Origin of the sequence: Streptomyces virginiae (assembly GCF_000720455.1) — a bacterium.
Lineage (GTDB): Bacteria > Actinomycetota > Actinomycetes > Streptomycetales > Streptomycetaceae > Streptomyces > Streptomyces virginiae.
In genome coordinates this window covers 1-26436 of sequence record NZ_JOAK01000047.1, presented here as the reverse complement: position 1 = coordinate 26436, position 26436 = coordinate 1, and the positions used below count along the sequence as shown (strand labels likewise).

27 protein-coding genes are annotated in these 26436 nt (G+C 72.4%); 9 read left to right on the top strand and 18 right to left on the bottom strand.

The genetic code is table 11. The annotated features are described in order from the left end of the window. Positions 1-16 precede the first annotated feature (16 nt). On the bottom strand, positions 17-856 hold the full coding sequence (locus tag IG86_RS0136370; RefSeq protein ID WP_051785612.1) for a TetR/AcrR family transcriptional regulator: 840 nt from the start codon (positions 854-856) through the stop codon (positions 17-19). 102 nt (positions 857-958) lie between these two features. On the opposite strand from IG86_RS0136370, the gene IG86_RS0136365 reads away from it, so the two are divergent. After that, a complete protein-coding gene (locus IG86_RS0136365; RefSeq protein ID WP_037849906.1) occupies positions 959-1948 on the top strand; it encodes a daunorubicin resistance protein DrrA family ABC transporter ATP-binding protein in 990 nt (329 codons plus the stop codon). Beyond that, on the top strand, positions 1945-2703 hold the full coding sequence (locus IG86_RS0136360) for an ABC transporter permease (RefSeq protein ID WP_030833507.1): 759 nt from the start codon (positions 1945-1947) through the stop codon (positions 2701-2703). The genes IG86_RS0136365 and IG86_RS0136360 overlap by 4 nt, the downstream gene beginning before the upstream one ends. Positions 2704-2751: 48 nt before the next feature. Here IG86_RS0136360 and IG86_RS0136355 read toward each other — a convergent pair whose 3' ends face one another. After that, entirely contained in the window at positions 2752-3024 is a 273-nt protein-coding gene (locus IG86_RS0136355; protein ID WP_030027023.1) for a DUF1876 domain-containing protein, read from the bottom strand. 469 nt (positions 3025-3493) lie between these two features. On the opposite strand from IG86_RS0136355, the gene IG86_RS0136350 reads away from it, so the two are divergent. After that, a complete protein-coding gene (locus IG86_RS0136350; RefSeq protein WP_030902554.1) occupies positions 3494-3844 on the top strand; it encodes a hypothetical protein in 351 nt (116 codons plus the stop codon). Between the two features lie 19 nt (positions 3845-3863). Here IG86_RS0136350 and hemB read toward each other — a convergent pair whose 3' ends face one another. Both hemB and IG86_RS0136340 read right to left on the bottom strand, forming a co-directional pair. Continuing rightward, positions 3864-4865 (bottom strand): porphobilinogen synthase, encoded by a 1002-nt coding sequence (hemB, locus tag IG86_RS0136345; protein WP_030665252.1) that lies wholly within the window; start codon positions 4863-4865, stop codon positions 3864-3866. Positions 4866-5069: 204 nt separating this feature from the next. Beyond that, positions 5070-5513, bottom strand: a complete 444-nt coding sequence (locus IG86_RS0136340; RefSeq protein ID WP_051785613.1) for an ATP-binding protein — start codon at positions 5511-5513, stop codon at positions 5070-5072. Positions 5514-5626: 113 nt separating this feature from the next. On the opposite strand from IG86_RS0136340, the gene IG86_RS0136335 reads away from it, so the two are divergent. From IG86_RS0136335 to IG86_RS0136325, 3 genes are all read left to right on the top strand, one after another. Beyond that, positions 5627-6451, top strand: coding sequence for a helix-turn-helix domain-containing protein (locus IG86_RS0136335; protein ID WP_030902550.1), 825 nt, complete (start codon positions 5627-5629; stop codon positions 6449-6451). After that, on the top strand, positions 6448-6690 hold the full coding sequence (locus tag IG86_RS0136330) for a DUF397 domain-containing protein (RefSeq protein ID WP_030902548.1): 243 nt from the start codon (positions 6448-6450) through the stop codon (positions 6688-6690). Before IG86_RS0136335 ends, IG86_RS0136330 begins: the two co-directional genes overlap by 4 nt. Positions 6691-6778: 88 nt before the next feature. Then, a complete protein-coding gene (locus tag IG86_RS0136325) occupies positions 6779-8359 on the top strand; it encodes an alpha/beta hydrolase (RefSeq protein WP_030902545.1) in 1581 nt (526 codons plus the stop codon). Here IG86_RS0136325 and IG86_RS0136320 read toward each other — a convergent pair. The 6 genes from IG86_RS0136320 to IG86_RS0136295 all read right to left on the bottom strand — a co-directional run bounded on the left by IG86_RS0136320 (position 8356) and on the right by IG86_RS0136295 (position 15670). Next, a complete protein-coding gene (locus IG86_RS0136320; protein ID WP_051785610.1) occupies positions 8356-9816 on the bottom strand; it encodes a HEAT repeat domain-containing protein in 1461 nt (486 codons plus the stop codon). The genes IG86_RS0136325 and IG86_RS0136320 overlap by 4 nt on opposite strands. A gap of 161 nt (positions 9817-9977) precedes the next feature. Further along, a complete protein-coding gene (locus IG86_RS0136315) occupies positions 9978-11645 on the bottom strand; it encodes a bifunctional uroporphyrinogen-III C-methyltransferase/uroporphyrinogen-III synthase (RefSeq protein ID WP_030833481.1) in 1668 nt (555 codons plus the stop codon). Then, positions 11642-12610 (bottom strand): hydroxymethylbilane synthase, encoded by a 969-nt coding sequence (gene hemC / locus IG86_RS0136310; RefSeq protein ID WP_030665231.1) that lies wholly within the window; start codon positions 12608-12610, stop codon positions 11642-11644. Before hemC ends, IG86_RS0136315 begins: the two co-directional genes overlap by 4 nt. Beyond that, entirely contained in the window at positions 12607-14313 is a 1707-nt protein-coding gene (locus IG86_RS0136305; RefSeq protein ID WP_030902542.1) for a glutamyl-tRNA reductase, read from the bottom strand. The genes hemC and IG86_RS0136305 overlap by 4 nt, the downstream gene beginning before the upstream one ends. Beyond that, positions 14310-15119 (bottom strand): redox-sensing transcriptional repressor Rex, encoded by an 810-nt coding sequence (locus IG86_RS0136300; protein ID WP_030833473.1) that lies wholly within the window; start codon positions 15117-15119, stop codon positions 14310-14312. Before IG86_RS0136300 ends, IG86_RS0136305 begins: the two co-directional genes overlap by 4 nt. A gap of 272 nt (positions 15120-15391) precedes the next feature. Continuing rightward, entirely contained in the window at positions 15392-15670 is a 279-nt protein-coding gene (locus IG86_RS0136295) for a glutaredoxin family protein (RefSeq protein ID WP_030665221.1), read from the bottom strand. A gap of 194 nt (positions 15671-15864) precedes the next feature. Between IG86_RS0136295 and IG86_RS0136290 the strand changes: the two genes are divergently transcribed. From IG86_RS0136290 to IG86_RS0136280, 3 genes are all read left to right on the top strand, one after another. Continuing rightward, positions 15865-16848, top strand: a complete 984-nt coding sequence (locus IG86_RS0136290) for an HAD family hydrolase (RefSeq protein WP_030833470.1) — start codon at positions 15865-15867, stop codon at positions 16846-16848. Between the two features lie 382 nt (positions 16849-17230). After that, positions 17231-18049, top strand: a complete 819-nt coding sequence (locus tag IG86_RS0136285; protein WP_030833467.1) for an ECF subfamily RNA polymerase sigma factor, BldN family — start codon at positions 17231-17233, stop codon at positions 18047-18049. 238 nt (positions 18050-18287) lie between these two features. Continuing rightward, positions 18288-19496 (top strand): DUF5667 domain-containing protein, encoded by a 1209-nt coding sequence (locus tag IG86_RS0136280; protein WP_030833464.1) that lies wholly within the window; start codon positions 18288-18290, stop codon positions 19494-19496. Between the two features lie 55 nt (positions 19497-19551). Here the strand turns inward: IG86_RS0136280 and IG86_RS0136275 are convergent, their stop codons facing one another. The 8 genes from IG86_RS0136275 to IG86_RS0136245 form a co-directional block, all read right to left on the bottom strand. Next, positions 19552-20550: a lysophospholipid acyltransferase family protein gene (locus IG86_RS0136275; RefSeq protein WP_030833461.1), complete on the bottom strand. Its 999-nt coding sequence runs from the start codon at positions 20548-20550 to the stop codon at positions 19552-19554. Then, positions 20550-21626 (bottom strand): NAD-dependent epimerase/dehydratase family protein, encoded by a 1077-nt coding sequence (locus tag IG86_RS0136270; protein WP_030833458.1) that lies wholly within the window; start codon positions 21624-21626, stop codon positions 20550-20552. The genes IG86_RS0136275 and IG86_RS0136270 overlap by 1 nt, the downstream gene beginning before the upstream one ends. 95 nt (positions 21627-21721) lie before the next feature. Beyond that, on the bottom strand, positions 21722-21820 hold the full coding sequence (locus IG86_RS41900) for a 30S ribosomal protein bS22 (protein WP_003948845.1): 99 nt from the start codon (positions 21818-21820) through the stop codon (positions 21722-21724). 142 nt (positions 21821-21962) lie between these two features. Then, the gene (locus IG86_RS0136265; RefSeq protein WP_008738568.1) at positions 21963-22172 is read right to left on the bottom strand and encodes a helix-turn-helix domain-containing protein; all 210 of its coding nucleotides are present in this window, start codon (positions 22170-22172) and stop codon (positions 21963-21965) included. Between the two features lie 114 nt (positions 22173-22286). Continuing rightward, positions 22287-23117, bottom strand: a complete 831-nt coding sequence (locus IG86_RS0136260; protein WP_030833455.1) for a phosphatase — start codon at positions 23115-23117, stop codon at positions 22287-22289. A 95-nt stretch (positions 23118-23212) separates the two neighbouring features. Beyond that, on the bottom strand, positions 23213-24361 hold the full coding sequence (locus IG86_RS0136255) for an acetoin utilization protein AcuC (RefSeq protein WP_037849909.1): 1149 nt from the start codon (positions 24359-24361) through the stop codon (positions 23213-23215). Beyond that, positions 24333-25565 carry an MFS transporter gene (locus IG86_RS0136250; RefSeq protein ID WP_030902538.1) on the bottom strand — a complete coding sequence of 411 codons (1233 nt, stop codon included), beginning with the start codon at positions 25563-25565 and terminating at the stop codon, positions 24333-24335. The genes IG86_RS0136255 and IG86_RS0136250 overlap by 29 nt, the downstream gene beginning before the upstream one ends. 43 nt (positions 25566-25608) lie before the next feature. Beyond that, on the bottom strand, positions 25609-26262 hold the full coding sequence (locus IG86_RS0136245) for an HAD family hydrolase (protein ID WP_030665194.1): 654 nt from the start codon (positions 26260-26262) through the stop codon (positions 25609-25611). Positions 26263-26436 lie beyond the last annotated feature (174 nt).

The window sequence follows — 26436 nt, the reverse complement described above, 5'->3', positions numbered from 1 at the left end:
CCCGAGCCCCGCCCCCTCACACCCCGCCCGGCCTCGGCCCCGGCCCCGGCCCCGGGCCCGGGTCGCCGTCCGTCCGCCCGCTCGCGACGCGCGTCGCCAGGCCGTCCAGGATGCGGTTCAGGCCGAAGCGGAACTGGAAGTCCGGCTCGTCCGAGCCCGTGAACGCGTCCGACTCCAGCAGTCGCGTCACGGCCGGGTGCGTGTCCGGGCCGGTCATCAGCCGCAGCGTGCGCACGTACTGGCCCAGCACCTGGTCCGGCGAGACGCCGGACTTCACGATGGCGTCCATCATGTCGGCGGCCATCGTCGCCTCGTTACGGACCAGGCCGCCGATGAGGATGATCGTCGAGATCTTCTCGCCCTCCCCCAGCCCCGTGTCCGCCAGCGCCGCCAGCCCGCGTTCCATCCAGGCCAGCTGGTTCGGGCTGACCGGCGCCCCGGTGATCGGGATGCGCAGGATCCACGGGTTGGCCATGAGCACCGCCCGCTGGTCGAAGGCCCACTGCGACAGCAGCTCGCGCCAGCCCCACCCGTCCGCCTCGGGCGGCAGTGCCGGCGGGGCCCCGACGCCCGCGTCCGACATCAGGATGTAGAGCTCTTCCTTCGCCGTGACGTACCGGTAGAGGGACATCGTCGAGACGCCCAGCTCCTTGGCCACCCGGCCCATGGAGACGGCGTCCATCCCCTCACCGGCGGCCAGCGTCACGGCCGTCTCCACGATGCGCGGCAGCGTGAGCGTGGGGCGCGGCCCCTTGCCGGGGCGTTCGCGGAGGCCCCAGGCCATTTCCAGGCTGGCCGGAAGCCCGGTCCCGCCGCCCTCGCCGCCCTCGCCGCCCTCGTCGTCCTCGTCCGCCATGACCGCCCACTCCTCGATTGACCCCCATCCTAGTTCTGTGTATTACTTACACAGAAGAGCGTAAGGCATACGCAGAAGAGGGAGAAGGGAGCACCATCCCTCATGACCACGCACGCCTCCGGACACCTCTCCGGCGCCACCGGCACGGGCACCGCCACCGCCGTCCACCCCACCGGCACCCTCGGTATCCACGCCACCGGGCTGACCAAGACCTACGGCGACGTCCGCGTCCTCGACGGCATCGACCTCGCCGTCCCCAGCGGCAGCGTCCTCGCCCTCCTGGGCCCCAACGGCGCGGGGAAGACCACCACCGTCCGGATCCTCGCCACCCTCACCGCCCCCGACGCGGGCACCGCCCGCGTCGCCGGCCACCACACCGTCACCGAGCGGGCCCTCGTCCGCGAACGCATCAGCCTCACGGGCCAGTTCGCCGCCGTCGACGACCTCCAGACCGGCGCCGAAACGCTCCGCATGATGGGCCGGCTCTGCGGGCTCGCCCCGCGCGCCGCCCGCGCCCGCGCCGACGAGCTGCTCGACCGCTTCGGACTCACCGACGCCGCCGCGCGCACGGCCAAGACGTACTCGGGCGGCATGCGACGCCGCCTCGACCTCGCCGCGAGCCTCGTCTCCCGCCCCGAGGTGATCTTCCTCGACGAACCGACCACCGGCCTCGACCCGCGCAGCCGCCAGGACCTGTGGGAACTCGTACGGGAACTGCGCGCCGACGGCACGACCGTCCTGCTCACCACCCAGTACCTGGAGGAGGCCGACCGGCTCGCCGACCGCGTCGCCGTCCTCGCCGACGGGCGGATCGCCGCCGAGGGGACGCCCGCCGAGCTCAAGGCGCGCGTCGCCGGCCACCGCCTGGATCTCACCCTCACCACCCGGGCCGCCTACGAGGCCCTCGCCCCGCGCGCCGTCCACCTCGCCCCGGACGACCTCACCCTCGGCGTCACCACCGACGGGAGCGCCGCCCACGTCCGCGCCCTCCTCGACGAACTCGACCCGGACCGCACCGCCGTGGACCGCTTCGCCGTCCGCACCGCCACCCTCGACGACGTGTTCCTCACCCTGACGGGAGCTGACCGATGACCACCGCCGCACCCGCGAGCGCCCTCGCCCTGGCCGGCCGCAGCCTGCGCATCAGCCGCCGCAGCCCGGACGCCCTGATCGCCGCCCTGATGCTGCCCGTGATGCTGATGCTGATCTTCGTCTACTTCTTCGGCGGGGCCATCGACACCGGGACGCAGTACGTGACGTACGTGGTCCCCGGCGCCATGCTGCTCTGCGCGGGCTTCGGCGCGGCCTCCACCGCCGTCAGCGTCGCCGACGACATGCGGACCGGCGTCATCGACCGCTTCCGCACCCTCGACATCGGCGGCATCCCCATCCTGGCCGGACACGTCGCCGCCTCCGTCCTGCGCAACCTGCTCTCCACCACCCTCGTCCTCGCCGTCGCCCTCGCCATCGGCTTCCGGCCCCAGGCCGGCCCGGCCGCCTACCTCGCCGCCGCCGGCCTGCTGCTGGCGTACATCACGGCGATCTCGTGGCTGGCCGCCGTACTCGGCCTGCTCGCCAAGACCCCGGAAGCGGCGGGTGGCTTCACCTTCCTGATGATGTTCCTGCCCTACCCGTCCAGCGCCTTCGTCCCCATCGAGACCATGCCCGGCTGGCTGCACGGCTTCGCCGAGCACCAGCCGCTGACCCCGGTGATCGAGTCCCTGCGCGCGCTGCTCCTCGCGCAGCCCGCGGGAAGCGCCCCCTGGACGGCCCTGACCTGGTGCGCGGGCATCACCGCCGTGGCCATGACCCTGGCGGGCGTCCTGTTCCGCAGCAGGACCCGCTGAGCGGCTCCGTCGGGAGCCCCTCAGCGGGCCGGTGGTCCGCCCGTCCGCTCAGCGGTTGAGCGGGTAGGAATGACGGCCCGTCGCCTCGTCGATCTCCGAGTGGGCCTTCTGCAGCATCTGCTGCGCGAGATCCATGAGCGCACGAGCGCCCGCGATCTCTTCCCCGACCCTCATCTGTTCCGGGTCGGAGGGGTGACGCAAGGCATAGCCCCGCGCCCTGATCTCGGAGCCGTCCCCGAGCCTTACCAGGGCCGCCGCACTGGTGCGGTGGCCCTCCTCGGTGAATTCGAGCTCCACATGCCACCCGACGAGCGTGGCCATGGTGCATCACCTCCAGGGGTCACCTATCCCTCCAGGGTGCGCCCGCGCCGCCACGGGCGCGAGCGGAGCTACGAGCCCCCCGCGCACCCGGAGCCGCCCCGCACCGGCCGATCGGCTCCCGCCGCGGCTGACCGGCACGTCGACCGCGTGGCAGGTCACCGCTGGGGTTCGAGAATCCTGCGGGCTTCCCTGCTCACGTCGCCGTCCGCATCCGATGTCGACGCCAAGCCCAGTGCTTCGGGAATCTCCGCAACGGCTGCCAGACCCCGTCCCGGGGCTGCTCTCACGGACCATGACGGCGAGGTCGAGCCCTGAAGGAATCGGGTCAGCTCGTCATCCAACTCGGAACGGGTCACGGTCATCACTCTGGCAAGTGCGCACCTGTGCCTACGAGAACGCAGCTCATCGAGCCGCGAGCCTGAGTACGGGCACTCATGCTCGGGCTGTTCCGGCGGAGTTCACTGGGGCCATGACCCAGCCCCCGGACACGGCCCGCCATCCGCGTGCCTTCGTCGCGCCGCTCGTCTCCACCCTGCTGACGCTGCCGATGGCGGCCGTCGCGTTCTTCTTCGTCGGGCTGGCCCCGATGGCCTGCGACGCGTGCGGAGGCGAGGTGAGCGACCGGTTCGACGCCTCCTACGGCGTCGCGTTCCCCGTCTTCGGGTTCGGCCTGCTGGTGGCCCTGGTCGTACTGCTCACCGCGTGGGCACTGCCCTGGCAGCGGCGCAATGCCGCCGCCAGGGTGTGGCCGGCCGTGATCGCCCCGGTCGCCGTCGTCGTCGACTTCATGGTCTTCCACGGTCTCGTCGACTGGCCGTAGGGGCCCTCAGGGAGAGCCGTCAGCGGGTCTCGCGGAGCCAGCCCGCCACCTCGGTGGCCCAGTAGGTGAGGATCGTGTCCGCGCCCGCGCGCTTGATGCCCAGCAGGGTCTCCAGGATGGCCCGGTCCCGCTCGATCCAGCCCTTCTCCGCGGCCGCCTCGATCATCGCGAACTCGCCGCTGATCTGGTACGCCGCCACCGGTACGTCCACCGCCTGCGCGACCCGGTACAGGATGTCGAGGTAGGGGCCGGCCGGCTTGACCATCACCATGTCCGCGCCCTCCTCCAGGTCGAGGGCCAGCTCCCGCAGGGACTCGCGGGCGTTGGCCGGGTCCTGCTGGTACGTCTTGCGGTCGCCCTGGAGGGAGGAGGCGACGGCCTCGCGGAAGGGGCCGTAGAAGGCGGAGGTGTACTTCGCCGTGTAGGCGAGGATCGACACGTCCTCGTGCCCGGTCTCGTCGAGGGCGTCTCGGATGACACCGACCTGACCGTCCATCATTCCGCTGGGACCCACGACGTGGACGCCCGCGTCGGCCTGGACCTGCGCCATCTCGGCGTAGCGCTCCAGCGTCGCGTCGTTGTCGACGCGCCCGTTCTCGTCGAGGACGCCGCAGTGGCCGTGGTCGGTGTACTCGTCCAGGCACAGGTCCGACATGATCACGAGGTCGTCGCCGACCTCGGCCTTCACGTCGCGGATCGCGACCTGCAGGATGCCGTCCGGCTCGGTGCCGGCCGTGCCGAGCGCGTCCTTGTTCTCGTCCGCCGGGACGCCGAAGAGCATGATCCCCGCGACGCCCGCCTCGACCGCCTCGACCGCCGCCTTCCGCAGGGTGTCACGGGTGTGCTGGACCACGCCCGGCATCGCCGAGATGGGGAGGGGCTCGCTGATGCCCTCGCGTACGAAGGCCGGGAGGATCAGGTCCGAGGGGTGCAGCCGGTTCTCCGCGACCATGCGCCGCATCGCCGGGGTGGTGCGCAGCCGGCGGGGCCGCGAACCGGGGAAGGATCCGTACGCGCTCATCTTCAGTCGCCTCTTCGAGCTTCGACAGCAGTCGCACCAAGCCTAGGGGGTGCCTCGCCGATCATGCCGGGCTCGCGGCGGAGGGCGCCGCGCCTCGCGGCGTTGTCCTCACTCGACGACGCTCCGCGTCGCCTCCCTCGTCCGCCTTGCGATCCACGGCGCCCTCCGCCGCTCCCTGATCCGGCCTGATCGACAAGACACCCCCTAGAGCCCGTCACCGGGCCCGCCCGCGCCGACCGCCCCCGCCGGCCCGACGGCGAACTCGCACCACACCGCCTTGCCCGGTACGCGTGCCCCGATCCCCCACCGGTCCGCGACCGCCGCCACCAGCAGCAACCCGCGCCCGCCCTCGGCGCCCGGGTCCCGGCCCGCGATCCGCGGCCGGCCGCCGCCGCTGTCGTGGACCTCGACCCGTACGGCGCCGTCGTAGCGCAGCATCCGCAGCCGGTAGCCGCGGCCGGGCAGCACGCCGTGCAGCAGGGCGTTGGTCGCCAGCTCGCTCACGCAGAGCAACACGTCGTCGTGGCGGCATGTGACACCCCACGCGTGAAGTGTCTCTGCCGCGAACTGCCTGGCAGGGCGCACGGTCTGGCGGCTGCGCGGGTAGAACCGCTCGCGCAGCAGGGCCGGTTGGATATCCACGTTCACCCCGCCATCGTCGCCCTGCGTCACTAGCGTGGAGGAGAAGAGCAACCCGTACTCCTTGAGGAGTACGGGTTGGTACGGGTATCTCGCGCGCCGAGGCGGGGAGTTCAACGGACATGCCAGTACGCAAGAGGCCGCGGCCCAACGAGACCGCCATGAAGATGGTCGGCGCCCTGGTCGCCGCCGCCCGCATCGCCGGAGGACTGACCCAGCGCGCCTTCGCGGAGACCCTGCACCTGGACGTCGAGACCATCGCCTCGATCGAGCAGGGCCGACGGGTCCTGATGCCGAACGTCGCCGAGAGGATGGACCGCGCCCTGGGCCTGCCCGGCCTCCTGTCCGTCGTGGCGAACCGCCTCCCGGAGGTGGACATGGTCCCGGCCTGGGCGGAGGAGTACATGGAGCGGGAGGCGGAGGCCCTGGCGCTGTCCTGGTTCGACACGATGACCGTTCCGGGTCTGCTCCAGACCGAGGCCTACGCCCGTGCGGTACTCGGCTGCCGCGTCCCCTTCGTCGGGGAGGCGAAGATAGAGCTGCAGACCGCTCACCGGATGAAGCGCCAGGAGATCCTGCGCCGCGCCGTCCCGCCCACCCTCAGCTTCGTGATCTGGGAGGCGGCCCTGCGGGACCGGATCGGCGGGGACGAGGTCTACCGGGAGCAGATCCGGCACCTGCGCGCCTGCGCCGACCGCCCGGCCATCTCCCTCCAGGTGCTGCCCCTCGGGCTCACCGCCCACGCGGGCCTCGCAGGCCCCTTCACCCTGCTGGAGACACCCGAGTTCCAGCAGCTCGCCTACTCGGAAACCCAGCGCGGAAGCATTCTCGTCAGGGACCCGAACGAGGTCAGCATCCTCTCCCAGAAGTATGCGATGCTGCGGTCACAGGCCCTCAACTTCGCGGAGACGAAGGACCTGTTGGACCGGCTGGCAGGAGAGACATGAGCACCCCACTGAAGTGGTTCAAGTCCAGCTACAGCAGCGACGAGGGCGGCCAGTGCCTGGAGGCCGCCTTCGCCTGGCGGAAGTCCTCCTACAGCGGTGACGAAGGCGGGGCCTGCGTAGAGGTTGCCACCTGCCCCGCCGAACAGGTGCACGTTCGGGACTCCAAGGTCAGCGACGGGCCCGTGCTCGCGCTCGCCCCCGCCGCCTGGGCCGGTCTGACCCGCTGGGTGCGTTCCTGAGCCTCCGGTCGCGCGCCTCGGCGATCCGCGGTTTCGTGGTGGCAGAGGCGTGAGTACATCGTGCCCTCGCCGCGTCGGAGGAGGGCGGATGTCCGCACCAGGTCCCACACCTCGCCGTCGGCGCCGTGCGGCGGTCCTCACCGCGGCGCTGGCTTGTTCGGCGCTGCTCACCGGGCCCGGGCCCGCCGCCGCAAGCGGCGCGCCCCCTTCTCCGTCACCACAGGTGAGCGGCGTTCCGCGGCTGGACTGGAGTCCCTGCAAGCCCGGCAGCCCGTGGGACTGCGCCACCGCGAAGGTGCCGCTCGACCACGCCGCCCCCGCGGGCCGCACCATCGACCTGGCGGTCGTCCGGCGGAAGGCCACCGATCCCGGCCGGCGCGTCGGCACGCTCTTCGTGAACCCCGGCGGGCCCGGGGGCCCCGGGACCGTGCAGGTGCCGCAGAACTACGACGCCTTCCCGAAGGAAGTGCGGGAGCGGTTCGACATCGTCAGCTGGGACCCGCGCGGGATCGGCAACAGCACCGCCGTGAACTGCTTCGACACCGCCGAGGAGGCCAAGGCCTGGGCGGCCCGCCCACCCGGCGGCTTCCCCGTCGGCGCGCAGGAGCGCAAGGCCTGGACCGACGCCTACGAGGAGCTCGGCCGGCTCTGCGAGAAGCGCGACCCGGACCTGCTGCGCCACGTGTCCACCGCCGACACCGCCCGGGACCTCGACCTGCTCCGCCGGTCGGTGGGCGAACCGCGGCTGAACTACCTCGGCGTCTCCTACGGGACCATCCTGGGAGCCACCTACGCCAACCTCTTCCCCGGCAATGTCCGCGCCATGGTCCTCGACAGCAACATCGACCCGCAGGCCTGGACGAACGGCAACTCGCAGGGCGAGCCGCGCACCACCACCTTCCTGCGCATGGGCTCGGACCGCACCGCCGCCGCCACCCTGGACCGGTTCCTCACCCTCTGCGGAGCGGCGCCCGCGACCCGCTGCGCCTTCTCCGCGGGCAGTCCCCAGGCCACCCGCGAGAAGTTCGACCGGCTGATGCAGCAGCTCCGGGAGCAGCCGGTGGGCCCGTGGACGTACGCCAGGACGGTCGCCGACACGGTGCAGGGCCTCTACATCGTCGGCGGCTGGCCCGCCCTCGCCGGCCGGCTGCAGGAGCTGTCGCAGGGCCGTGCCCCGAAGCCCGCCGTGTATCCGCCGCCGCCCCCGGTGGCGGAGCCGAACCCGTACCTCGGCGACGAACAGGCGGCGGCCGTGTGGTGCTCCGACAGCCCCAATCCGCGCGACCCCGCCGCCTACCGGGGTCTGGAGGAGGACAGCGCCCGGCGGGCCGGCGACGCGGGACGCTTCTGGACGTGGGCGGCGGAGGCCTGCGCCGCCTGGCCGGCCCGGTCGGCCGCCGGGTACGACGGCCCGTGGGACAAGCCCACCGCCCGTCCCGTCCTGGTGATCGGGACCCGGTACGACCCCTCCACGCCCTACGCGGGTGCCGAGGCCATGGCCCGTGAGCTGGCGGACGCCCGCCTGCTCACGAACGACGGGTACGGGCACACCGCGCTGTTCAACAACGCCAGCAGCTGCATCAGCGCGTACGAGAGCCGCTACCTCGTCGACGGGACGCTTCCGCCTCCCGGCACGGTCTGCCGCCCGGACCGGGTTCCCTTCACCTAGACCGGCGGCTCGTTGCGCCGGCGCCAGTCCTCGAACGCGTTCGCCCGGTGGTCGGGCCGGTATATGGGGCCGAGTTCCTCGACCCGCGCGTACGCCTGCGGCGTGTACGGGTCGTCCCGCAGGGCCAGGCCGTAGGCGCCGATCAGGCGCACGATGCGGTCGTCGCTGTCCAGGACGGCCAGCAACAGCGCCGTGGCGTCGGCCGTGCGGTCGTCGGACTCGGCCAGGGCCTCCGCCGCCGCGCCGCGCACCGGGCTGTGCGGGTCGCGCACCAGGTCGCGTACGACGGCACGGAGCTCGTCCGGCGTTCCGCCCTCTCCCCCGAGCAGGATCCGGGCGGCGTCGAAGCGGACCTCGTCGTCCGGGTCCTGCGTCAGGGCGCGCAGTGCGGCGGTGGCCCCGGCCGTCAGGGGCCGGTCGTGCCACCAGAGGCAGTCGGTCGCCTTGCGTCGCACCCGCGGGTCGGGGTGGTCGGCGTACCGCAGGCCGAGGGCCTCCAGCCGGGGGTGTTCCTCTTCGTTTTCGGCGAGGGCCCACAGGACCTCGGCGAGAGCCTCGGGATCCGTCTCCGTCTCCGCCCAGGCGGCGAGGAGATCACGGTCCTCCTCGTGGTGCGGGTACGCCGCGCGGTTCAGGCCGAACTGCCAGGACGCCAGACAGTCGGCGGCGAAGCGCCGGTGGGCGGCGGACGGGTGGCGGTGCAGGGCGGTGACCAGCTCCCGGGCTCCCTCGTCGAGGCGTGCTCCCAGTTCGGCCCGGGACGCTGCCCAGTCCACGTGCCGGGGATCAGGGTGCCGGACGGCGCGGGCCACCAGTTCCGTCAGCGGGGCCGGGGCCGCGAACACCGACTCCAGGGTGGTCAGGACGGCGCCGTGTCCGGCTCGGACGGTCCGCCCGCCGAGCGTGATCTGCTCGACCTCGCACCACTCGTCGCCGACCGTGGACGTCGTGGCCGGGCCGGCGTCCCCGGTCCGGCGGCGCAGTTCCGCTTCCGCTCCCGTCCCGTACCAGTGGCGGGCGGCGGCGAGCAGCCGCTCGCGCTCCGGCTGTGCCAGCCGCAGTTCCGGCTCCTGGAGGTCCCTGGACCACAGCAGCGCCGTGACGGTGGCCGGGGAGCCGCCCTCGACGGCCCGCAGCAGGGGTGTCGTGCCGTCCGGCAGCACCCGGTCCGGGTCGGCGCCGGCTTCCACGAGGGCCTCGGTGATCCGGTGGGCGAAGGCGGCCACCGCCGTGCACAGCACCGGCAGTCCCTGCGCGCCGGTGGTGTCCGGGCGGGATCCGGCCCGCAGCAGGGCCCGGACGGTCTCCTCGTCGTGTGCGGCCACCGCGGTGCACAGCACCGGCAGACCGTCCTCCCCCACCGTTTCGGGGTCCGCCCCCGTCCACAGCAGGGCGTGGACCTCCGGGAAGTCCCCCGCCCGTACCGCCGCCGCCAGGCGGGCGTCCTCGTCCGTCATCCGCTCCCCCGTCTCCCGTGCGGTCCGGCGGTGATCCTTTCCGGGCGGGGGCTCACCGCACAACGGGATTACCGCGGCCGGAGCGACGCGAGGGGCCCGGGTGCGTGTGCACCCGGGCCCCTCGACCGTTTCGTCGGACCGTGTCCGGCCGCCTAAGCCGCTCACGTCGTGCGACGCCTGCGCGCGCCCGGCCGGCGCTCGCTCGGGCGGAACACCGTCTCGCCGGCCTCCTTGGCCGCCTCGCGGCGTGCCGCGCCGTACTCGGCGAGGGCCTCCGCGAGCTTGGACACCGACGGCTCGGGGGAGAGGACGTCGACCCGCAGGCCGTGCTCCTCGGCGGTCTTGGCCGTTGCCGGCCCGATACAGGCGATGACCGTCACGTTGTGCGGCTTGCCCGCGATGCCGACCAGGTTGCGGACGGTGGAGGACGAGGTGAAGAGAACGGCGTCGAAGCCGCCGCCCTTGATCGCCTCGCGCGTGTCCGCCGGCGGCGGCGACGCGCGCACGGTCCGGTAGGCGGTGACGTCGTCGACCTCCCACCCGAGCTCGATCAGCCCGGCGACCAGTGTCTCCGTGGCGATGTCGGCCCGCGGCAGGAAGACGCGGTCGATCGGGTCGAAGACCGGGTCGTACGGCGGCCAGTCCTCCAGCAGCCCGGCCGCGGACTGCTCGCCGCTCGGCACCAGGTCGGGCTTGACGCCGAACTCGACCAGCGCGGCCGCCGTCTGCTCGCCGACCGCGGCGACCTTGATGCCCGCGAAGGCGCGCGCGTCGAGCCCGTACTCCTCGAACTTCTCGCGGACGGCCTTGACGGCGTTGACCGAGGTGAAGGCGATCCACTCGTAGCGGCCCGTCACCAGCCCCTTCACCGCGCGCTCCATCTGCTGCGGGGTGCGCGGCGGCTCCACGGCGATCGTCGGCACCTCGTGCGGCACCGCACCGTAGGAACGCAGCTGGTCGGAGAGCGATGCGGCCTGTTCCTTCGTGCGCGGTACGAGGACGCGCCAGCCGAACAGCGGCTTCGACTCGAACCAGGACAGGTCCTCGCGGCGCGCGGCGGCGCCGTGCTCGCCGACCACGCATATGACGGAGCGGCCGCCCTCGGGCGAGGGCAGGACCTTGCCCTGCTTGAACACCTGGGCGATCGTGCCGAGGGTCGCGCACCAGGTCCGCTGCCGCGTCGTCGTGCCGGAGACCGTCACGGTCAGCGGGGTGTCGGGCTTGCGCCCGGCGCTCACCAGCTCGGCCGCGGCGGCCGGGACGGTCTCCAGGGTCGCGGAGACGACGAGGGTGCCGTCGCTGGTGCCGACCTCGCTCCAGCAGCGTGCCGAGGCGGTCTTCGCGTCGACGAACCGCACGTCCGCGCCCTGCTTGTCGCGCAGCGGGACACCGGCGTACGCGGGCACGCCGACGGCGGTCGCGACGCCGGGCACCACCTCGAAGGGGATCCCCTCCGTCGCGCACGCGAGCATCTCCTCGGCGGCGTTGCCGTCGAGTCCGGGGTCGCCCGTGACGGCACGCACGACCCGCCTGCCGGAGCGTGCGGCCTCCATGACAAGATTGGCCGCGTCCCGGATCACCGGGACCCCGGCGGCTGCTGACACTTCGTCAGCTACCGTCAGCTGCGGCGTGTCGACACCCGCGCGCGCATGCGTCCGTACGACCTCGAGCACCTCGGGCTCCGCGATCAGTACGTCCGCGGCGGCGAGCGCCTCGACGGCGCGCAGCGTCAGCAGACCCGGGTCGCCCGGGCCGGCACCGAGGAAGGTGACGCGTCCGTGGGCGGCGACGGCCGGAAAAGCGGAGGTGGTCGGACTTGAGGGGTTCAAAGCGATCGCTCCCCCATCAGACCGGCCGCGCCCTTGGCCAGCATCTCGTCCGCGAGTTCGCGGCCGAGCGCCATGGCCTCGTCGTACGACTGGGGCACGGGACCGGTGGTGGACAGCTGCACCAGCGTCGAGCCGTCGAGGGTTCCGACGACGCCGCGCAGGCGCATTTCATTGACAATCCGTCCGTCGGCCAGCAGGTCGGCGAACGCGCCCACGGGTGCGCTGCAGCCGGCCTCCAGGGCGGCGAGCAGAGAACGCTCCGCGGTCACGGCGGCCCGGGTGTGCGGGTCGTCGAGCCGTCCGAGCGCGGCGATGAGGTCCGTGGAGGACGCGGGGCACTCCACGGCCAGGGCTCCCTGGCCGGGGGCGGGGAGGATGCTGTCGACGGACAGCAGGTCGGTGGCTTCGTCACCGCGGCCGATCCGGTTCAGGCCGGCGGCCGCCAGGACGACGGCGTCGAGTTCGCCGTCGCGGACGAATCCGATACGGGTGTCGACGTTGCCGCGGATCGGGACGGTCTCGATCCGCTTGCCGAGCGAGCGCGCCAGGTGGTTGAGCTGGGCGGTGCGCCGCGGCGAGCCGGTACCGATGCGGGCGCCGTCGGGCAGCTGCTCGAAGGTCAGGCCGTCGCGGGCGACGAGCGCGTCGCGGGCGTCCTCGCGCCGGGGCATGGCCGCGATGACGAGGTCGTCGGGCTGCGTGGTCGGCAGGTCCTTCAGCGAGTGCACGGCGAAGTCGACCTCGCCGCGCAGCAGCGCGTCGCGCAGGGCGGTGACGAACACGCCGGTGCCGCCGATCTGGGCGAGGTGCTCGCGCGAGACGTCGCCGTAGGTCGTGATCTCCACGAGCTCGACGGGCCGGCCGGTGATCGCCCGGACCGCGTCGGCGACGTGCCCCGACTGGGACATGGCCAGCTTGCTCCGCCGCGTACCGAGCCGCAGCGGCTGGTCGGGACGTGTGTTCATGATGCCCGTCCTGGGTCGTCGTCGTTCTTCGGATCGGCCGCGTCCGCCCGGCTGACGGAAGCAACCGTCTGAGGGTCGAGGTCGAAGAGTTCGCGCAGCGCTTCGGCGTACCCGGCGCCGCCGGGCTCGCTCGCGAGCTGCTTGACGCGCACGGTCGGCGCGTGGAGGAGCTTGTCCACGACGCGGCGCACGGTCTGGGTGACTTCGGCGCGCTGTCGCTCGTCGAGGTCGGGGAGCCGCCCGTCGAGGCGGGCCACTTCCATGGCCACGACCTCGGCCGCCATGGCCCGAAGGGCGACGACGGTGGGCGTGATGTGGGCGGCCCGCTGCGCCGCGCCGAAGGTGGCGACCTCCTGGACGACGATGCCGCGTACGGCGTCGACGTCGGCCGCCATCGGGGCGTCGGCGGAGGCTTCGGCGAGGGACTCGATGTCCACGAGCCGCACGCCCGGGATCCGGTGCACGGCCGCGTCGATGTCCCTGGGCATGGCCAGGTCGAGCAGCGCGAGCCGGACGGTGGTCGCGTCGGTGTGCGTACGGGCGCTCCTGCGGGGCTGGCGCTGTGCGGCGGCCTCGCCCTGGTCGGCCCAGGTCCCGTGCAGTTCGAGGGAGTTGGCGTCGACCCCGGTCAGCGCGGAGCGTCCGTCGAGGCCCACGGGGCACCCGTCGGCGTCGGCGTCCACGGGGGCGCTGATGGTCCGCGCGGCTCCGGCGTCGGCGAGCCGTCCGCCGGCCTCGGCGGCGGCCACCAGCCGGGCGAGCACGCCGGTGTCCAGCCCGGCCACGTCCGGCCCCGCCGGCGCCTGGGGCGCGGGGTCCGGGGCGGAGCCCCGTTCCTCCCGCTCCGCCGGCGCGAGCCCGCCCGCGCCCCAGGACACGGCGGCGAGCACGTCGTCGGCGGTCAGTACGAGCCCGGTGGCCCCGGTGCAGGACACCACCACGTCGACTCGTGTCAGCTCATCGGCGACCTCGGCCATCGGGATGGCGCGCGCGGTGACCCCGGTGCCCGAGGCAACCAGAATCTCCGCGAGGCGCTCGGCCCGTTCCGCGGTCCGGTTGGCCACGGCGATCTCGGCGACGCCGACCCGCGCGAGGGTCGCCGCCGCCAGCGAGGACATCGACCCTGCGCCGATCACCAGGGCCCGCTTGCCGAGGGCCCACTCGGCGACCGGCGTGCGCACCGCGAGCTGCTCCAGCCCGAAGGTCACCAGCGACTGGCCGGCGCGGTCGATCCCGGTCTCCGAGTGCGCCCGCTTGCCGACCCGCAGCGCCTGCTGGAAGAGGTCGTTGATCAGCCGGCCGGCGGAGTGCAGCTCCTGGCCCAGCGCGAGGGCGTCCTTGATCTGGCCGAGGATCTGCCCCTCGCCCACGACCATCGAGTCCAGTCCGCACGCCACCGAGAACAGGTGGTGCACCGCCCGGTCCTCGTAGTGCACGTACAGGTACGGGGTGAGCTCCTCCAGCGCGACACCGCTGTGCTGGGCGAGCAGCGTGGACAGCTCGGCGACGCCGGCGTGGAACTTGTCCACGTCCGCGTACAGCTCGATGCGGTTGCACGTGGCGAGGACCGTCGCCTCCGTCGCCGGCTCGGCGGCGAGGGTGTCGTGCAGCAGCTTGGTCTTGGCGTCGGCCGACAGCGAGGCGCGCTCCAGCACGCTCACGGGTGCGCTGCGGTGGCTCAGCCCGACGACGAGCAGGCTCATGCCGGCATCACCGCCGGGACGTCACCCTCGGGGCCGCCCTTGCGCGCTTCGGCGGCGGTGCGCCCGGCCGGCGGCACGACGGCCGCGGCGGGTGCGGCGCCGCCCACGGCGGAGCCGGGCTCGGAGGCGGCCGCGGCGGCCTCCTCGCCGGCCTTGCGCTGCTCGTGGAAGGCGAGGATCTGGAGCTCGATGGAGAGGTCGACCTTGCGCACGTCCACGCCGTCGGGCACGGACAGCACGGTGGGGGCGAAGTTCAGGATGGAGGTGACCCCGGCCGCGATCAGCCGCTCGCTGACCTGCTGGGCGGCGCCGGCGGGCGTCGCGATGACGCCGATGGAGACGCCGTTCTCCTCGATGATCTTCTCAAGGTCGTCGGTGTGCTGCACGGACATGCCGGCGACCGGCTTGCCGGCCATCGCCGGGTCGGCGTCGATGAGGGCCGCGACGCGGAAGCCGCGCGCGGAGAAGCCGCCGTAGTTGGCGAGGGCGGCGCCGAGGTTACCGATGCCGACGATCACTACCGGCCAGTCCTGGGTCAGGCCGAGCTCACGGGAGATCTGGTAGACGAGGTACTCGACGTCGTAGCCGACGCCGCGGGTGCCGTAGGAACCCAGGTACGAGAAGTCCTTGCGCAGCTTGGCGGAGTTGACTCCGGCCGCGGCCGCGAGCTCCTCGGACGACACCGTGGGGACCGATCGCTCGGAGAGCGCGGTCAGGGCACGCAAGTACAGCGGAAGCCGGGCGACAGTGGCCTCGGGAATACCTCGGCTGCGGGTCGCCGGTCGGTGAGTTCGGCCAGTTGCCACGATGCTCCTGCGGGATGAGCGGGGCTGCAGGCGGCCTCTTGTCCCAGGACCGCCCCGTCGACAGCAGGCTATGCCTTTGTGAACGCGTGCACAAAGATTGTGTCCGCTTTGTCCGACCAAAGTGACCGGGGTCACGCGACATCGGCACGCAATCCCGGAACCGACGGCACGCCGAACCCGTTCAAATACCAAAGGGGGCAAAACCGTGCACACTCCTCACAGATACGCCCCCAGACCCCACAAATCGCCCATGATGGTAACCGGGAGGAGGGTCAGCCTCCCAATGCCCGCCGGAGCCGGTCGGGGTTCACCCTCCAGAAGGTGTGCTGCTCGCCGTCAACCAGGACCACCGGAATCTGCTCCCAGTGGAGCCGGTAGAGCTCCTCGTCCTGCGAGATGTCCTTCTTCTCCCACTGCGCACCGGTCTCGGCGCACACCTTCGCGACGACCTCCTCGGCCTCTTCGCACAGGTGGCACCCCGGCTTCCCGATGAGCGTCACCATCCGCTCGCCGGGGCTCTTCTTCTCTTTACGGCGCAACAAAGGGCTCATGTCCCCATTCTCCCGCGCCCGCCCGACCCACCCCGCCGCCTCGCACCGCCGTATCCGCCCCGCCGTATCCGCCCTGCCGTCCCGCCCGGCAGCCCGACGAGCCCTCCCGCCGCGCCCGGTGGCGTCGCGAAGAGTTAACGCCTCCGTTTCCCACCGGTTCGGGAACTCCCGAACACAGTGGCTATGCTCGCGTCATGGCCGCTCTCGGATGGCTCCCCCCTCGTAGGCGCTCCGCCACCGCACGCAGCGTGCTGGCAGGCGAGGCCTCGGCCGAAGCCGCCCGCAAGACCGCGCAGGCCGGAGCCGACCAGCTCACCGAAGCCGAGGCGGACGAAGCCGACCTCGGCCTCCTCGAAGAACGGGAAACGGAAGAAGGTCCCGCCGAGCCCGCCTTCCCCGTCGCCGGGGACGACCTCGCCGCCGCCTTCTTCGACCTCGACAACACCGTCATGCAGGGCGCCGCGATCTTCCACTTCGGCCGCGGCCTCTACAAGCGCGAGTTCTTCCGGCGCCGCGAACTCGCCCGCTTCGCCTGGCAGCAGGCCTGGTTCCGGCTCGCCGGGGTCGAGGACCCCGAGCACATGCAGGACGCCCGCGACAGCGCCCTGTCCATCGTCAAGGGCCACAAGGTCTCCGAGCTGATGGCGATCGGCGAGGAGATCTACGACGAGTACATGGCCGAGCGGATCTGGCCCGGCACCCGCGCCCTGGCCCAGGCCCACCTCGACGCCGGCCAGAAGGTCTGGCTGGTCACCGCCGCCCCGGTGGAGACGGCCACGATCATCGCCCGGCGCCTCGGCCTGACCGGCGCCCTGGGCACCGTCGCCGAGTCCGTCGACGGCGTCTACACCGGCCGGCTGGTCGGCGAGCCGCTGCACGGGCCCGCCAAGGCCGAGGCGGTCCGCGCCCTCGCCGCCGCCGAGGGCCTCGAACTCGAACGCTGCGCCGCCTACAGCGATTCGCACAACGACATCCCGATGCTGTCACTGGTCGGACATCCGTACGCGATCAATCCCGACACAAAACTGCGCAAGCATGCCCGGACCAACGACTGGCGGCTGCGCGACTATCGGACCGGCCGCAAGGCCGTGAAGGTCGGCGTCCCGGCGGCGGCCGGAGTCGGCGCGATCGCGGGCGGCGCGGCCGCCGCCATCGCCCTGCACCGACGCCGCAAGTAGCCGCTCCCGGCCCAGGCCCAGGCCACACCGCGCCCGCGCCGCACCCACGGCCGCCGGCGCCGCTCCCGCACCCGGCCTCGGGCATTCGCTCACCTCTACCCGCGCCCCGGGCGCGGCACTCCGCCCTGCCCGACTCGGTCGCGGGGCCCCTGTGAAGCGTCCATTCCGCGCACCCAAGCGATCAAGAATCGATCACCAACCGCGACTGAATATGCCCTCGACACGCAACAGAAGTGTCGGAACCGGTGATTTGAGCAACTGGGTGTAGCGCTGCCTGTACGAAGCGTTATTCTCCTCAAACGCATGCCACCGGCCATCTGTCGCCACGACGGGTGAACGGTCCCGCACTGCACGTGATGGAAGCTCTGCCTCTGGGAGTCCCGTGTACCCACCTGTCGGGGTTGACGCCTCGGGCCTGGCTCAGCTGCGCGCAACGGTCCTCGACCACCTGCGCGGCTTCGTCCCCACCGCGTACACCGCCCCCGCCTTCGCCGCCGCGGTTCCTGCCGGCCTCGGCCCGGCCGGTCCCTGCTACGCCCTGACCGACGGCGGGGCGACGGTGGGCAGACGAGGCCGCTCGGCGGCCGGCGGCTCGAACGGCGCAGCCGGCACGAGCACCCAGGCCGCCCCCCGCCGCCCCCTGGCGGACAGCGACCAGGCCCGCATGATGGACCTGGTCGAGCGCGCCCAGGCCGGAGAGGCCGAGGCCTTCGGCCGCCTGTACGACCAGTACAGCGACACGGTCTACCGCTACATCTACTACCGCGTCGGCGGCAAGGCGACCGCGGAGGATCTCACCAGCGAGACCTTCCTGCGCGCCCTGCGCCGCATCTCCACCTTCACCTGGCAGGGCCGCGACTTCGGCGCCTGGCTCGTGACGATCGCCCGCAACCTGGTGGCGGACCACTTCAAGTCCAGCCGCTTCAGGCTGGAGGTGACCACCGGGGAGATGCTCGACGCCAACGAGGTGGAGCGCAGCCCCGAGGACTCCGTCCTGGAGTCCCTTTCCAACGCGGCCCTGCTGGAAGCCGTACGGAAGCTGAATCCGCAGCAGCAGGAGTGCGTGACCCTGCGCTTCCTGCAGGGCCTCTCGGTCGCCGAGACGGCCCGGGTGATGGGGAAGAACGAGGGCGCCATCAAGACGCTCCAGTACCGGGCCGTCCGCACATTGGCCCGCCTCCTCCCCGAAGACGCCCGCTGACGGACCCGTCCAGACAACACGAACCCGACCTCACATCCGGTGACCCCTCGATGACGCTGTGGTCCGATCATCCTTCGTCCGTAACCCAACTGCCGCGACGCTCGTTGTGCGGAATGCAGGCTCCCTGTGGACACGCCCTGCCCGAAGCCGCTCACTCGAAAGTGTGGATGTGCTCAAGGAAGGCAACCTTCCGGACACCTTGGGGAGTCGATCGTCATGACGAGAGGAGGTGCCGCCAGTGATCGCGAACGTGACCCCGCACCGGCGGGCGAACGCCTTCGCCCAGGCCCTGGAGGATCGGACCCCATCCGACCTTTCGGAACCGGACCCGGCGGCCGAGCAGTCCGAGGCACCTGCCGAACCTGCTGACCACGACCGGTTGTTGGCCCTGGCGAGCGTGCTCGGCGAACGGATGCCGCGCCCAGTGCTGGACCCCGAGGTCAAAGTGGTGCAGCGGGCGCAGCTCGTTGCCGCCATGGAGGCCATGGTGCTGGAGGAGAGGGCCGGGGGCGGTGCCGCCTCGGACCCTCTGGTGCCCGAGCAGCGGACCGGCCGCGGCGCCCACCGGGCGACCCCGCTCCGGAAATTGCGGCCCCGCTCCCGCTGGTCCAAGGGCATCGCAGCGGGCGGCCTCACCGTGGGTGTGGCCGCGGGGGCCTTCAGCGGAGTGGCCGCTGCCAGTTCCGACGCCCTGCCCGGTGACCACCTCTACCCCGTGAAGCGGGGCATGGAGGACCTGAAGCTGGGCATGGCCGACGACGACGCCGAGCGCGGAGAGCTCTATCTCGACCGGGCCTCCAACCGCCTGTCGGAGGCCCGCCGGCTGATGGAGCGGGGCCGGACGGGCACCCTGGACCACGAGTCCCTGGGCGCGATCCGGCGGGCGCTCTCGGGCGTCAAGCACGACGCGGAGGAGGGCCACCGCCTCCTCCAGGCCGCGTACGACCGGGACGGCTCCCTCGGCCCGATCCAGACGCTGTCGTCGTTCTCCCGCTCCCACCGCGACGCGTGGGGCAAGCTGCGCGAGAAGCTGCCCGTGCAGCTCACCGACGTCGGCGGCGAAGTGGACTCGGTCTTCCAGGCCATAGACGAGGACGTGGCGCCGCTCCAGAGCCTGCTCCCCAAGCCGCCCGAGCAGACCCGCGGCGGTACCGGCTCGTCGGGCTCCCCCGCCAAGCCGGAAACGCCCGGCGGTGCCAAGCAGTCCAGCCCCGCGGCGGGCACGCCGTCCGGCAGCAGCCCCGCGCCGTCCCCCTCGGGCAGCACCCGGCCTCCGGCCGACGGCGGCCTCCTGGGCGGTACGGGCGACCTGCTCAACCCGCCCGCGGGGCAGTCGGCGCAGCCCTCCGCGGGCACCCCGGAGAACCCGAAGCCGGAGATCACCCTCCCGCCCCTGCTCCCGGGTCTCCTCCCGGGCCTGGGCCTCGGCGTGGAGGACGCGGAGTAGGGACGCCGGCGGAGAAGGGTGGTGGGCCGGGCCGTGCAGGCCCGGCCCACCACCGTCAGAAGAACACCGACCTGCGCTGCACCAGCAGCTTGTAGAGCGTGTGCTGGATCTGCTCCCGCACCTGGTCCGTCAAGTTGAACATCAGCATCGGGTCCTCCGCCGCCTCCGCGGCGTACCCGTCGGTCGGGATCGGCTCACCGAACTGGATCGTCCACTTCGTCGGCAGCGGCACCGCCCCCAGCGGCCCCAGCCACGGGAAGGTGGGCGTGATCGGGAAGTACGGGATCCCCAGCAGCCGTGCCAGCGTCTTCGCGTTCCCGACCATGGGGTAGATCTCCTCAGCCCCCACGATCGAGCAGGGCACGATCGGCGTGCCCGCCCGCAGCGCCGTCGACACGAACCCGCCGCGCCCGAACCGCTGGAGCTTGTACCGGTCCCCGAACGGCTTCCCTATCCCCTTGAAGCCCTCCGGCATGACACCGACCAGCTCTCCGGCCTCCAGCAGCCGCTGCGCGTCCTCCGCGCACGCCAGGGTGTGCCCCGCCTTGCGGGCCAGCTCGTTGACCACCGGCAGCATGAACACCAGGTCCGCCGCCAGCAGCCGCAGGTGGCGCTCCGCGGGGTGGTGGTCGTGCACCGCCACCTGGAGCATCAGCCCGTCCAGGGGCAGCGTCCCGGAGTGGTTCGCCACGATCAGCGCGCCGCCCTTCGCCGGGATGTTCTCGATGCCCTTGACCTCGACCCGGAAGTACTTGTCGTACAGCGGCCGCATCAGGGACATCAGGACCTGGTCCGTCAGCTCCTTGTCGTAGCCGAAGTCGTCGACCTCGTACTCCCCGGTGACCCGTCGGCGCAGGAACGCCAGGCCGCCGGCGATCCGCCGGTCCCAGCCGTCACCGCGCTCCGCGGGGGCCGGCTCCGGCGCGGGAGCGACCGGCTCCTGCGCCGCCGGTTCCTGCGCGACCTGCTCGGCCGCGGGCACCGACCGCACCCGGCGGGGCATCCGCCGGCGCGGCCGGTCCTCGTCGAACGGAATGACCTTGGCGTCCGCCACTATCGTCTCGCTCCCTCAACCGTGTCGACGTCGTCCTGCGGGCCGTCCGCGTCCAGCATGGCCGCCACCCGGTCCACGGCCCGCCCGACCCGCTCGGGCGGCAGCAGGCCGTTGCCACGGCTCCGTGCGAAGTCCGCGAAGGTCTCGGTGGTCGTGTAGAGCGGCTCGAAGCCGAGGACCTCCCGCATCTGCGTGGTCTCCACGACCCGGCCGTGCGTGAGCAGCCTCATCTGCTCGGGCGAGAAGTCGGTGACCCCGACCGCCCGCAGTGCGGACCCCACCCAGGTGAGCGCGGGCAGCAGCAGCGGCAGCGTGGGCCGCCCCAGCCGCCGCGAGCACTGCGACAGCAGCAGCACGCCGTCACCCGCGATGTTGAAGGTCCCGCTGTTCAGCGTGCCGCGCCGGGGCTCCTGCGCGGCCAGCCGCAGCACCTCCAGCACGTCGTCCTCGTGCACGAACTGCAGCCGCGGGTCGTAGCCCAGCACGGTCGGCATCACGGGCATGGAGAAGTACTCGGCGAGCGCCGAATCGGCGAAGGGCCCCAGGATGTTCGCGAACCGCAGCACGCACACCGCCACGTCCGGCCGCCGGCGCGCGAAGCCCCGTACGTAACCCTCGACCTCGGCGGCGTCCTTGGCGAAGCCGCCCGACGGCAGCGACTTCGGCTGCGTGGTCTCCGTGAAGACGGCCGGATCCCGCGGGGTGCCCCCGTACACGCTGGTACTGGACTTCACCACGAGCCGCCGTACCGTCGGCGACTTCTGGCAGGCACCGAGGAGCTGCATCGTCCCGATGACGTTGGTCTCCTTGACGGCGCTGTGCGCGCCGCCCGCGACCGGCCGGCCGCCGGTGACGGCCAGATGGACCACCGTGTCCACCGCGTGCTCGGCCAGGACCCTGGCGATCGACGACTGCCGGATGTCCGTCCGGACGAACTCCGCCGACCCCAGCCGGTGCGGCGGCGCCACGGCGTCCACCGCGATCACCCGCTCGACCTCCGGGTCGCGCTGGATACGGCGCACGAAGCGGCCGCCCAGCTGCCGGGCAGCCCCGGTGACGAGTACGACCTTCCCCACGAGCTCAGCGCCTCCCTCGAAGAAGTACCCGGCTGCACCGCAGCCCCTCCACCAAGAATGGTGGAGGGGCTGCGGAGAACACGTACAGCTGCCGTTTACTTCTTGTTACGGCGCTGGACGCGGGTGCGCTTGAGCAGCTTGCGGTGCTTCTTCTTAGCCATCCGCTTGCGCCGCTTCTTGATAACAGAGCCCACGACTACCCTCGCTCACTTCTCTTCACTGGTGCGGGGCGTCTGGGCCCACACGACCTACGTCGGCCTAGCCTACCCGCCCAAGCTCCGAGCCCGTAATCCGAGTGCTTCCGAGGGGTTACGAAGGCGTCAGGACCCGTCAGTCTCAGGCCGACTCCACCCCCACATAGGACTCTCGGAGGTACTCGTGGACCGCGTTCTCGGGGACCCGGAAGGACCGGCCCACCCGGATTGCGGGCAGATGACCGTTGTGCACCAGCCGGTACACGGTCATCTTCGACACTCGCATCACCGAGGCGACCTCCGCCACGGTCAGGAACTGAACCTCACTGAGAGGCCTCTCGCCAGCAGCCATGACACACCTTGACCTTCCGCGCATGACGGGCACCGGCTTCCCCTCCGGTTACTCCTCGTCGTCGCACGCTCACTCCCCAGAGTAGGGGCGCGTGATACGAGTGGGGAAGAGGAGCTACGGCCACTCCTGTCGCCCCGTCAGACTCGCCCGGCCCAACACGTACCGGGCAAGCGGATGGTAGTAGTCCGATCGCACGGCGTCATCAAGCGGAACGGCCACCGACACCCGCCCCTCGGCCTCCCCGACGAACAGCGCGGGATCGTCCGTGTCGGCCAGCCCGATCGCCTCGACGCCGAGCTGACCTGCGCCGCAGACCCATCCGTGGTCGCCCACCACCAGGTCCGGGAGCGGCTCGCCGGCCTCCGCGAGGGCCCCCAGGGCCACCCGAACCGGCAGGGGCGAATGACTGTGCACGCCGGTCGCACTCCCCGGCGCCCGCACGCCGGGTTCCCGCACCAGTGCGACCCCCCGTACGTAGGCGATGCAGTGCGTGCGTACGCCGAACCGGGTCGCCATGTCGACACACACCCCCTGCGCCGGGGTGAGGACAACACATCCCGCCGCCGACATCGCCTCGGCCAAACCGGCGTAGAAGCCCAGGAGCCGATGCGGATGGCCCGTCCCGAACAGCACGTGCGACCGCGCCCTCGCCGCCTCCCGCAACCGCCCCGCGAACGCCTCCAGCGCCGCCACCGTCCGCTCCGGATCGATCACGTCCGGCCCGCTGACGTGCGAAGGATCCGCCGAGACACCGCACTTGTCCGCCATCAGCCTCAGCAGGTCACCCTCGCCCCAGCCCCACTCGGGATCCAGCCCCAGCAGCACCCGCGGGTCCCGCGCCGCGAACAGCCGGTAACTCCGCAGGCTCTCCTCCCGGGAGGTGGCGACGGGCCCGGCCAACCGGGCGGCCAGCAGATGCGCACGCAGCGCGCCGGTGCTCAACACCCTCCGATGCTCCCCCAACACATATGTCGGGTCATCAATTCCGGCGAACAGCCCCACAGTTGGCGTAACGATGCATCACGGCCCGCGCCCCGCTGTCAGGTCAGCATGCCGCGCAGCGGGAAGACCGCCCGCCGCGTGGCGAGAACGGCCTGATCCGTGCGGTCCGCCGGGTCGTAGCCCGCGTCCCAGCCCCGCCACGACGGACTGCGCCCGTCGGTCATCCGCCCCGGCGCCAACTGCCGCGTCCGCGCGTACACCTCGTCGCGCCACGAAGCGGGGACCGCCGCCTGCGGATCCACCGGCCGGTGCGCGGCGATCGCCACCAGATGCGTCCACGACCGCGGTACGACGTCCACCACCGCGTACCCGCCGCCGCCCAGCGCCAGCCACCGCCCGTCCGCGCAACTGTGCGCCAGCCCGTGACAGGCCTCCTGCACGGCCCGCTGGGCGTCCAGGGACACCGCCAGGTGGGCGAGGGGGTCCTCGAAGTGCGTGTCGGCCCCGTGCTGGGTCACCAGCACCTGCGGCCGGAAGTCCGCCAGCAGCTCCGGCACGGTCGCGTGGAACGCCCGCAGCCACCCCTCGTCCCCGGTACCGGCCGGCAGCGCCACGTTCACGGCAGAACCCTCCGCCGCCGGACCGCCCGTCTCCTCCGGCCAGCCGGTCTGCGGGAAGAGCGTGCGCGGGTGCTCGTGCAGCGAGACGGTCAGCACCCGCGGGTCGTCCCAGAAGGCCGCCTGCACGCCGTCCCCGTGATGGACGTCCACGTCCACGTACGCGACCCGCTCCGCCCCCAGCTCCAGCAGCCGGGCGATGGCCAGCGAGGCGTCGTTGTACACGCAGAAACCGGCCGCCCCGCCCGGCATGGCGTGGTGCAGCCCGCCGGCGAAGTTCACCACGTGCTCGGCCTCGCCGCGCCAGATCGCCTCCGCGCCCGCCACGGACTGCCCCGCGATCAGCGCGGACGCCTCGTGCATCCCCCGGAAGGCCGGATCGTCCACCGTGCCCAGCCCGTACGACCCGTCCGCGACCCCGGGGTCGGCCGACACCTCGCGCACCGCGGCGACGTAGTCCTCCCGGTGGACGAGCCTCAGCGTCGAGTCCCCGGCCGCGGGGGCCGCGCGCACCTCCATCGCCCGGTCCAGCCCGAAGGCGCGCACCAGGCCCATGGTCAGCGCCAGGCGCACCGGGTCCATCGGATGGCTCGGTCCGAAGTCATACCCCGTTACCGCCTCGTCCCACATCAACAGCCCGGTCACCGGCTCGCCGCTCATGGTCGACACCGTATCGGGCCTCCCGCGGCCCGAACGAGCGGGCATGGAACAGCGTGATCAGCACGAGGACCATCGGCACCAGCATCGCGCCCCGGTAGCTCCAGGCGTCACCGATCGCGCCGACGAGGGGCGAGCCGATGAGGAACCCGACGTAGTTGAAGATGTTCAGCCGCGCGACGGCCGTGTCGGAGGCCCCGGGGAACAGCCGCCCCGCCGCCGCGAAGGTCTGCGGCACGATCACGCACAGCCCGATCCCCAGCAGCGTGAAACCGAGCATCCCCGTCCACACCCCCGGCGCCGCCGCCACGACCGCGAACCCCGAGGCGGCCAGCAGCGTCCCGCCGCGCACCACGGCCACGGCCCCGAACCGCCGGACGCCCAGGTCCCCGACGGCCCGCCCCACGAGGGTCGTCACCATGTAGACGTTGTAGGGGACGGTCGCCGTCTGCTCCGAACTCCCGAGCACGTCCTGGAGGTACTTGGCACTCCAGTTCGCCACCGTCGAGTCCCCGATGTACGCGCACGCCATCACCAGGCACAGCGGGAGCAGGAGCGCGAACCCCCCGGCGCCCAGCCCCTTCTCCGGCAGACCGTCCGGCGCCGTGCGGTCGGCCCGGTCGACGTAGGTCCGGCTGCCCAGGAGCACCAGCGGCAACAGCACGGCCACGGCCGGGAGGTAGCCGGTGAACAGCCCCAGGTGCGCGTGCGCCCCGTACCAGGCCGCCGACGCCCCCAGGATCCCTCCCAGGCTGTACGCGGCGTGGAAGCCCAGCATGATGCTGCGCCCGTACGCCCGCTGCAGGCTGACCCCGAGCATGTTCATCGAGGCGTCCAGCGCCCCCACCGACAGCCCGAACGCCCCCAGGGCCACCGCCACGTGCCACAGCCGCTCGCCGGCCCCCACCCCGAGCAGGGACAGCAGGACCAGCGGCTGGGACCACCGCAGTACGACACTGGGCGCGACCCGTTTGACCAGGTGCTCGGTGGCGACGCTCGCCACGCCCGCGAGGACCGGGACGGCGGCGAGGAAGACGGGCAGCAGCCCGTCGGATATCCCGTACCGGTCCTGGATGGCCGGGATCCGGGTGACGAGCAGGGCGAAGGTGACGCCCTGCACGAAGAAGCTGAACCCCAGGGCACCGCGGCCGCGGCGCAGCCGCACATCATCCGTCATGGCGGGTCAGCGTAGGCCCCGGGGCTACCCGTGGGTAGAGAGATCACACGGGGAGTTGCAGGAGCAGCGGGAGCTGCATCATGTCGCCGAAGTACCCGGTGGCTCCGGGGAGCTCGTCCGCGGGCAGCAGCGCGGTGTACCCGTACACGTCCATGCCTGCGGACGCGGCGGCCCGGACCCCGCGGGGGCTGTCCTCGACGACGACGCACCGCGCGGGCTCGACACCCATCTGCCGTGCGGCGTGCAGGTAGAGGTCGGGGGCCGGCTTCCCGAGGCCCACGTCGTCCGCGCTGAAGATCCATTCCTCTTCGAACCAGCCGTCGAGGCCGGCCACCCGGTGCCCGACCCGGATCCGTTCGTGGCCGCTGGAGGAGACCAGGCAGTACCCGATCCCGTGGGCGGTCAGCGCGCCGAGGACCTCTTCCACTCCGGGGACGGGCTTCAGTTCCTGCTCGAACGCGGCGCAGATCCGCGCGTGCAGGGTCTCGTCGAAGTCCGCCGGCAGCCGCTGCCCGCTCCGCTCGAGGACGAGTTCGTGCACCCGGCGCACGGAGGCCCCCATGTAGTCGCGGACCGACTCCTCGTAGGTGGTCGGGTGCCCCAGCTCGGTCAGGTACCCGGCGAGGACGTTGTTGGCGAGCGGCTCGCTGTCCACCAGCACGCCGTCGTTGTCGAAGATGACAAGGTCGTAGCCCATGCACCCACATTACGGAGGAAAGGGATGCTGAGCGGTTGCGCCGTGCCCACCCCGGCACCGGGTCACCCGACCGGCCCGTGAACGCAGAAAAGCCCCGCACCAGAAGGTGCGGGGCTTTCCCACAATGATTGTTCGGCGGCGTCCTACTCTCCCACAGGGTCCCCCCTGCAGTAC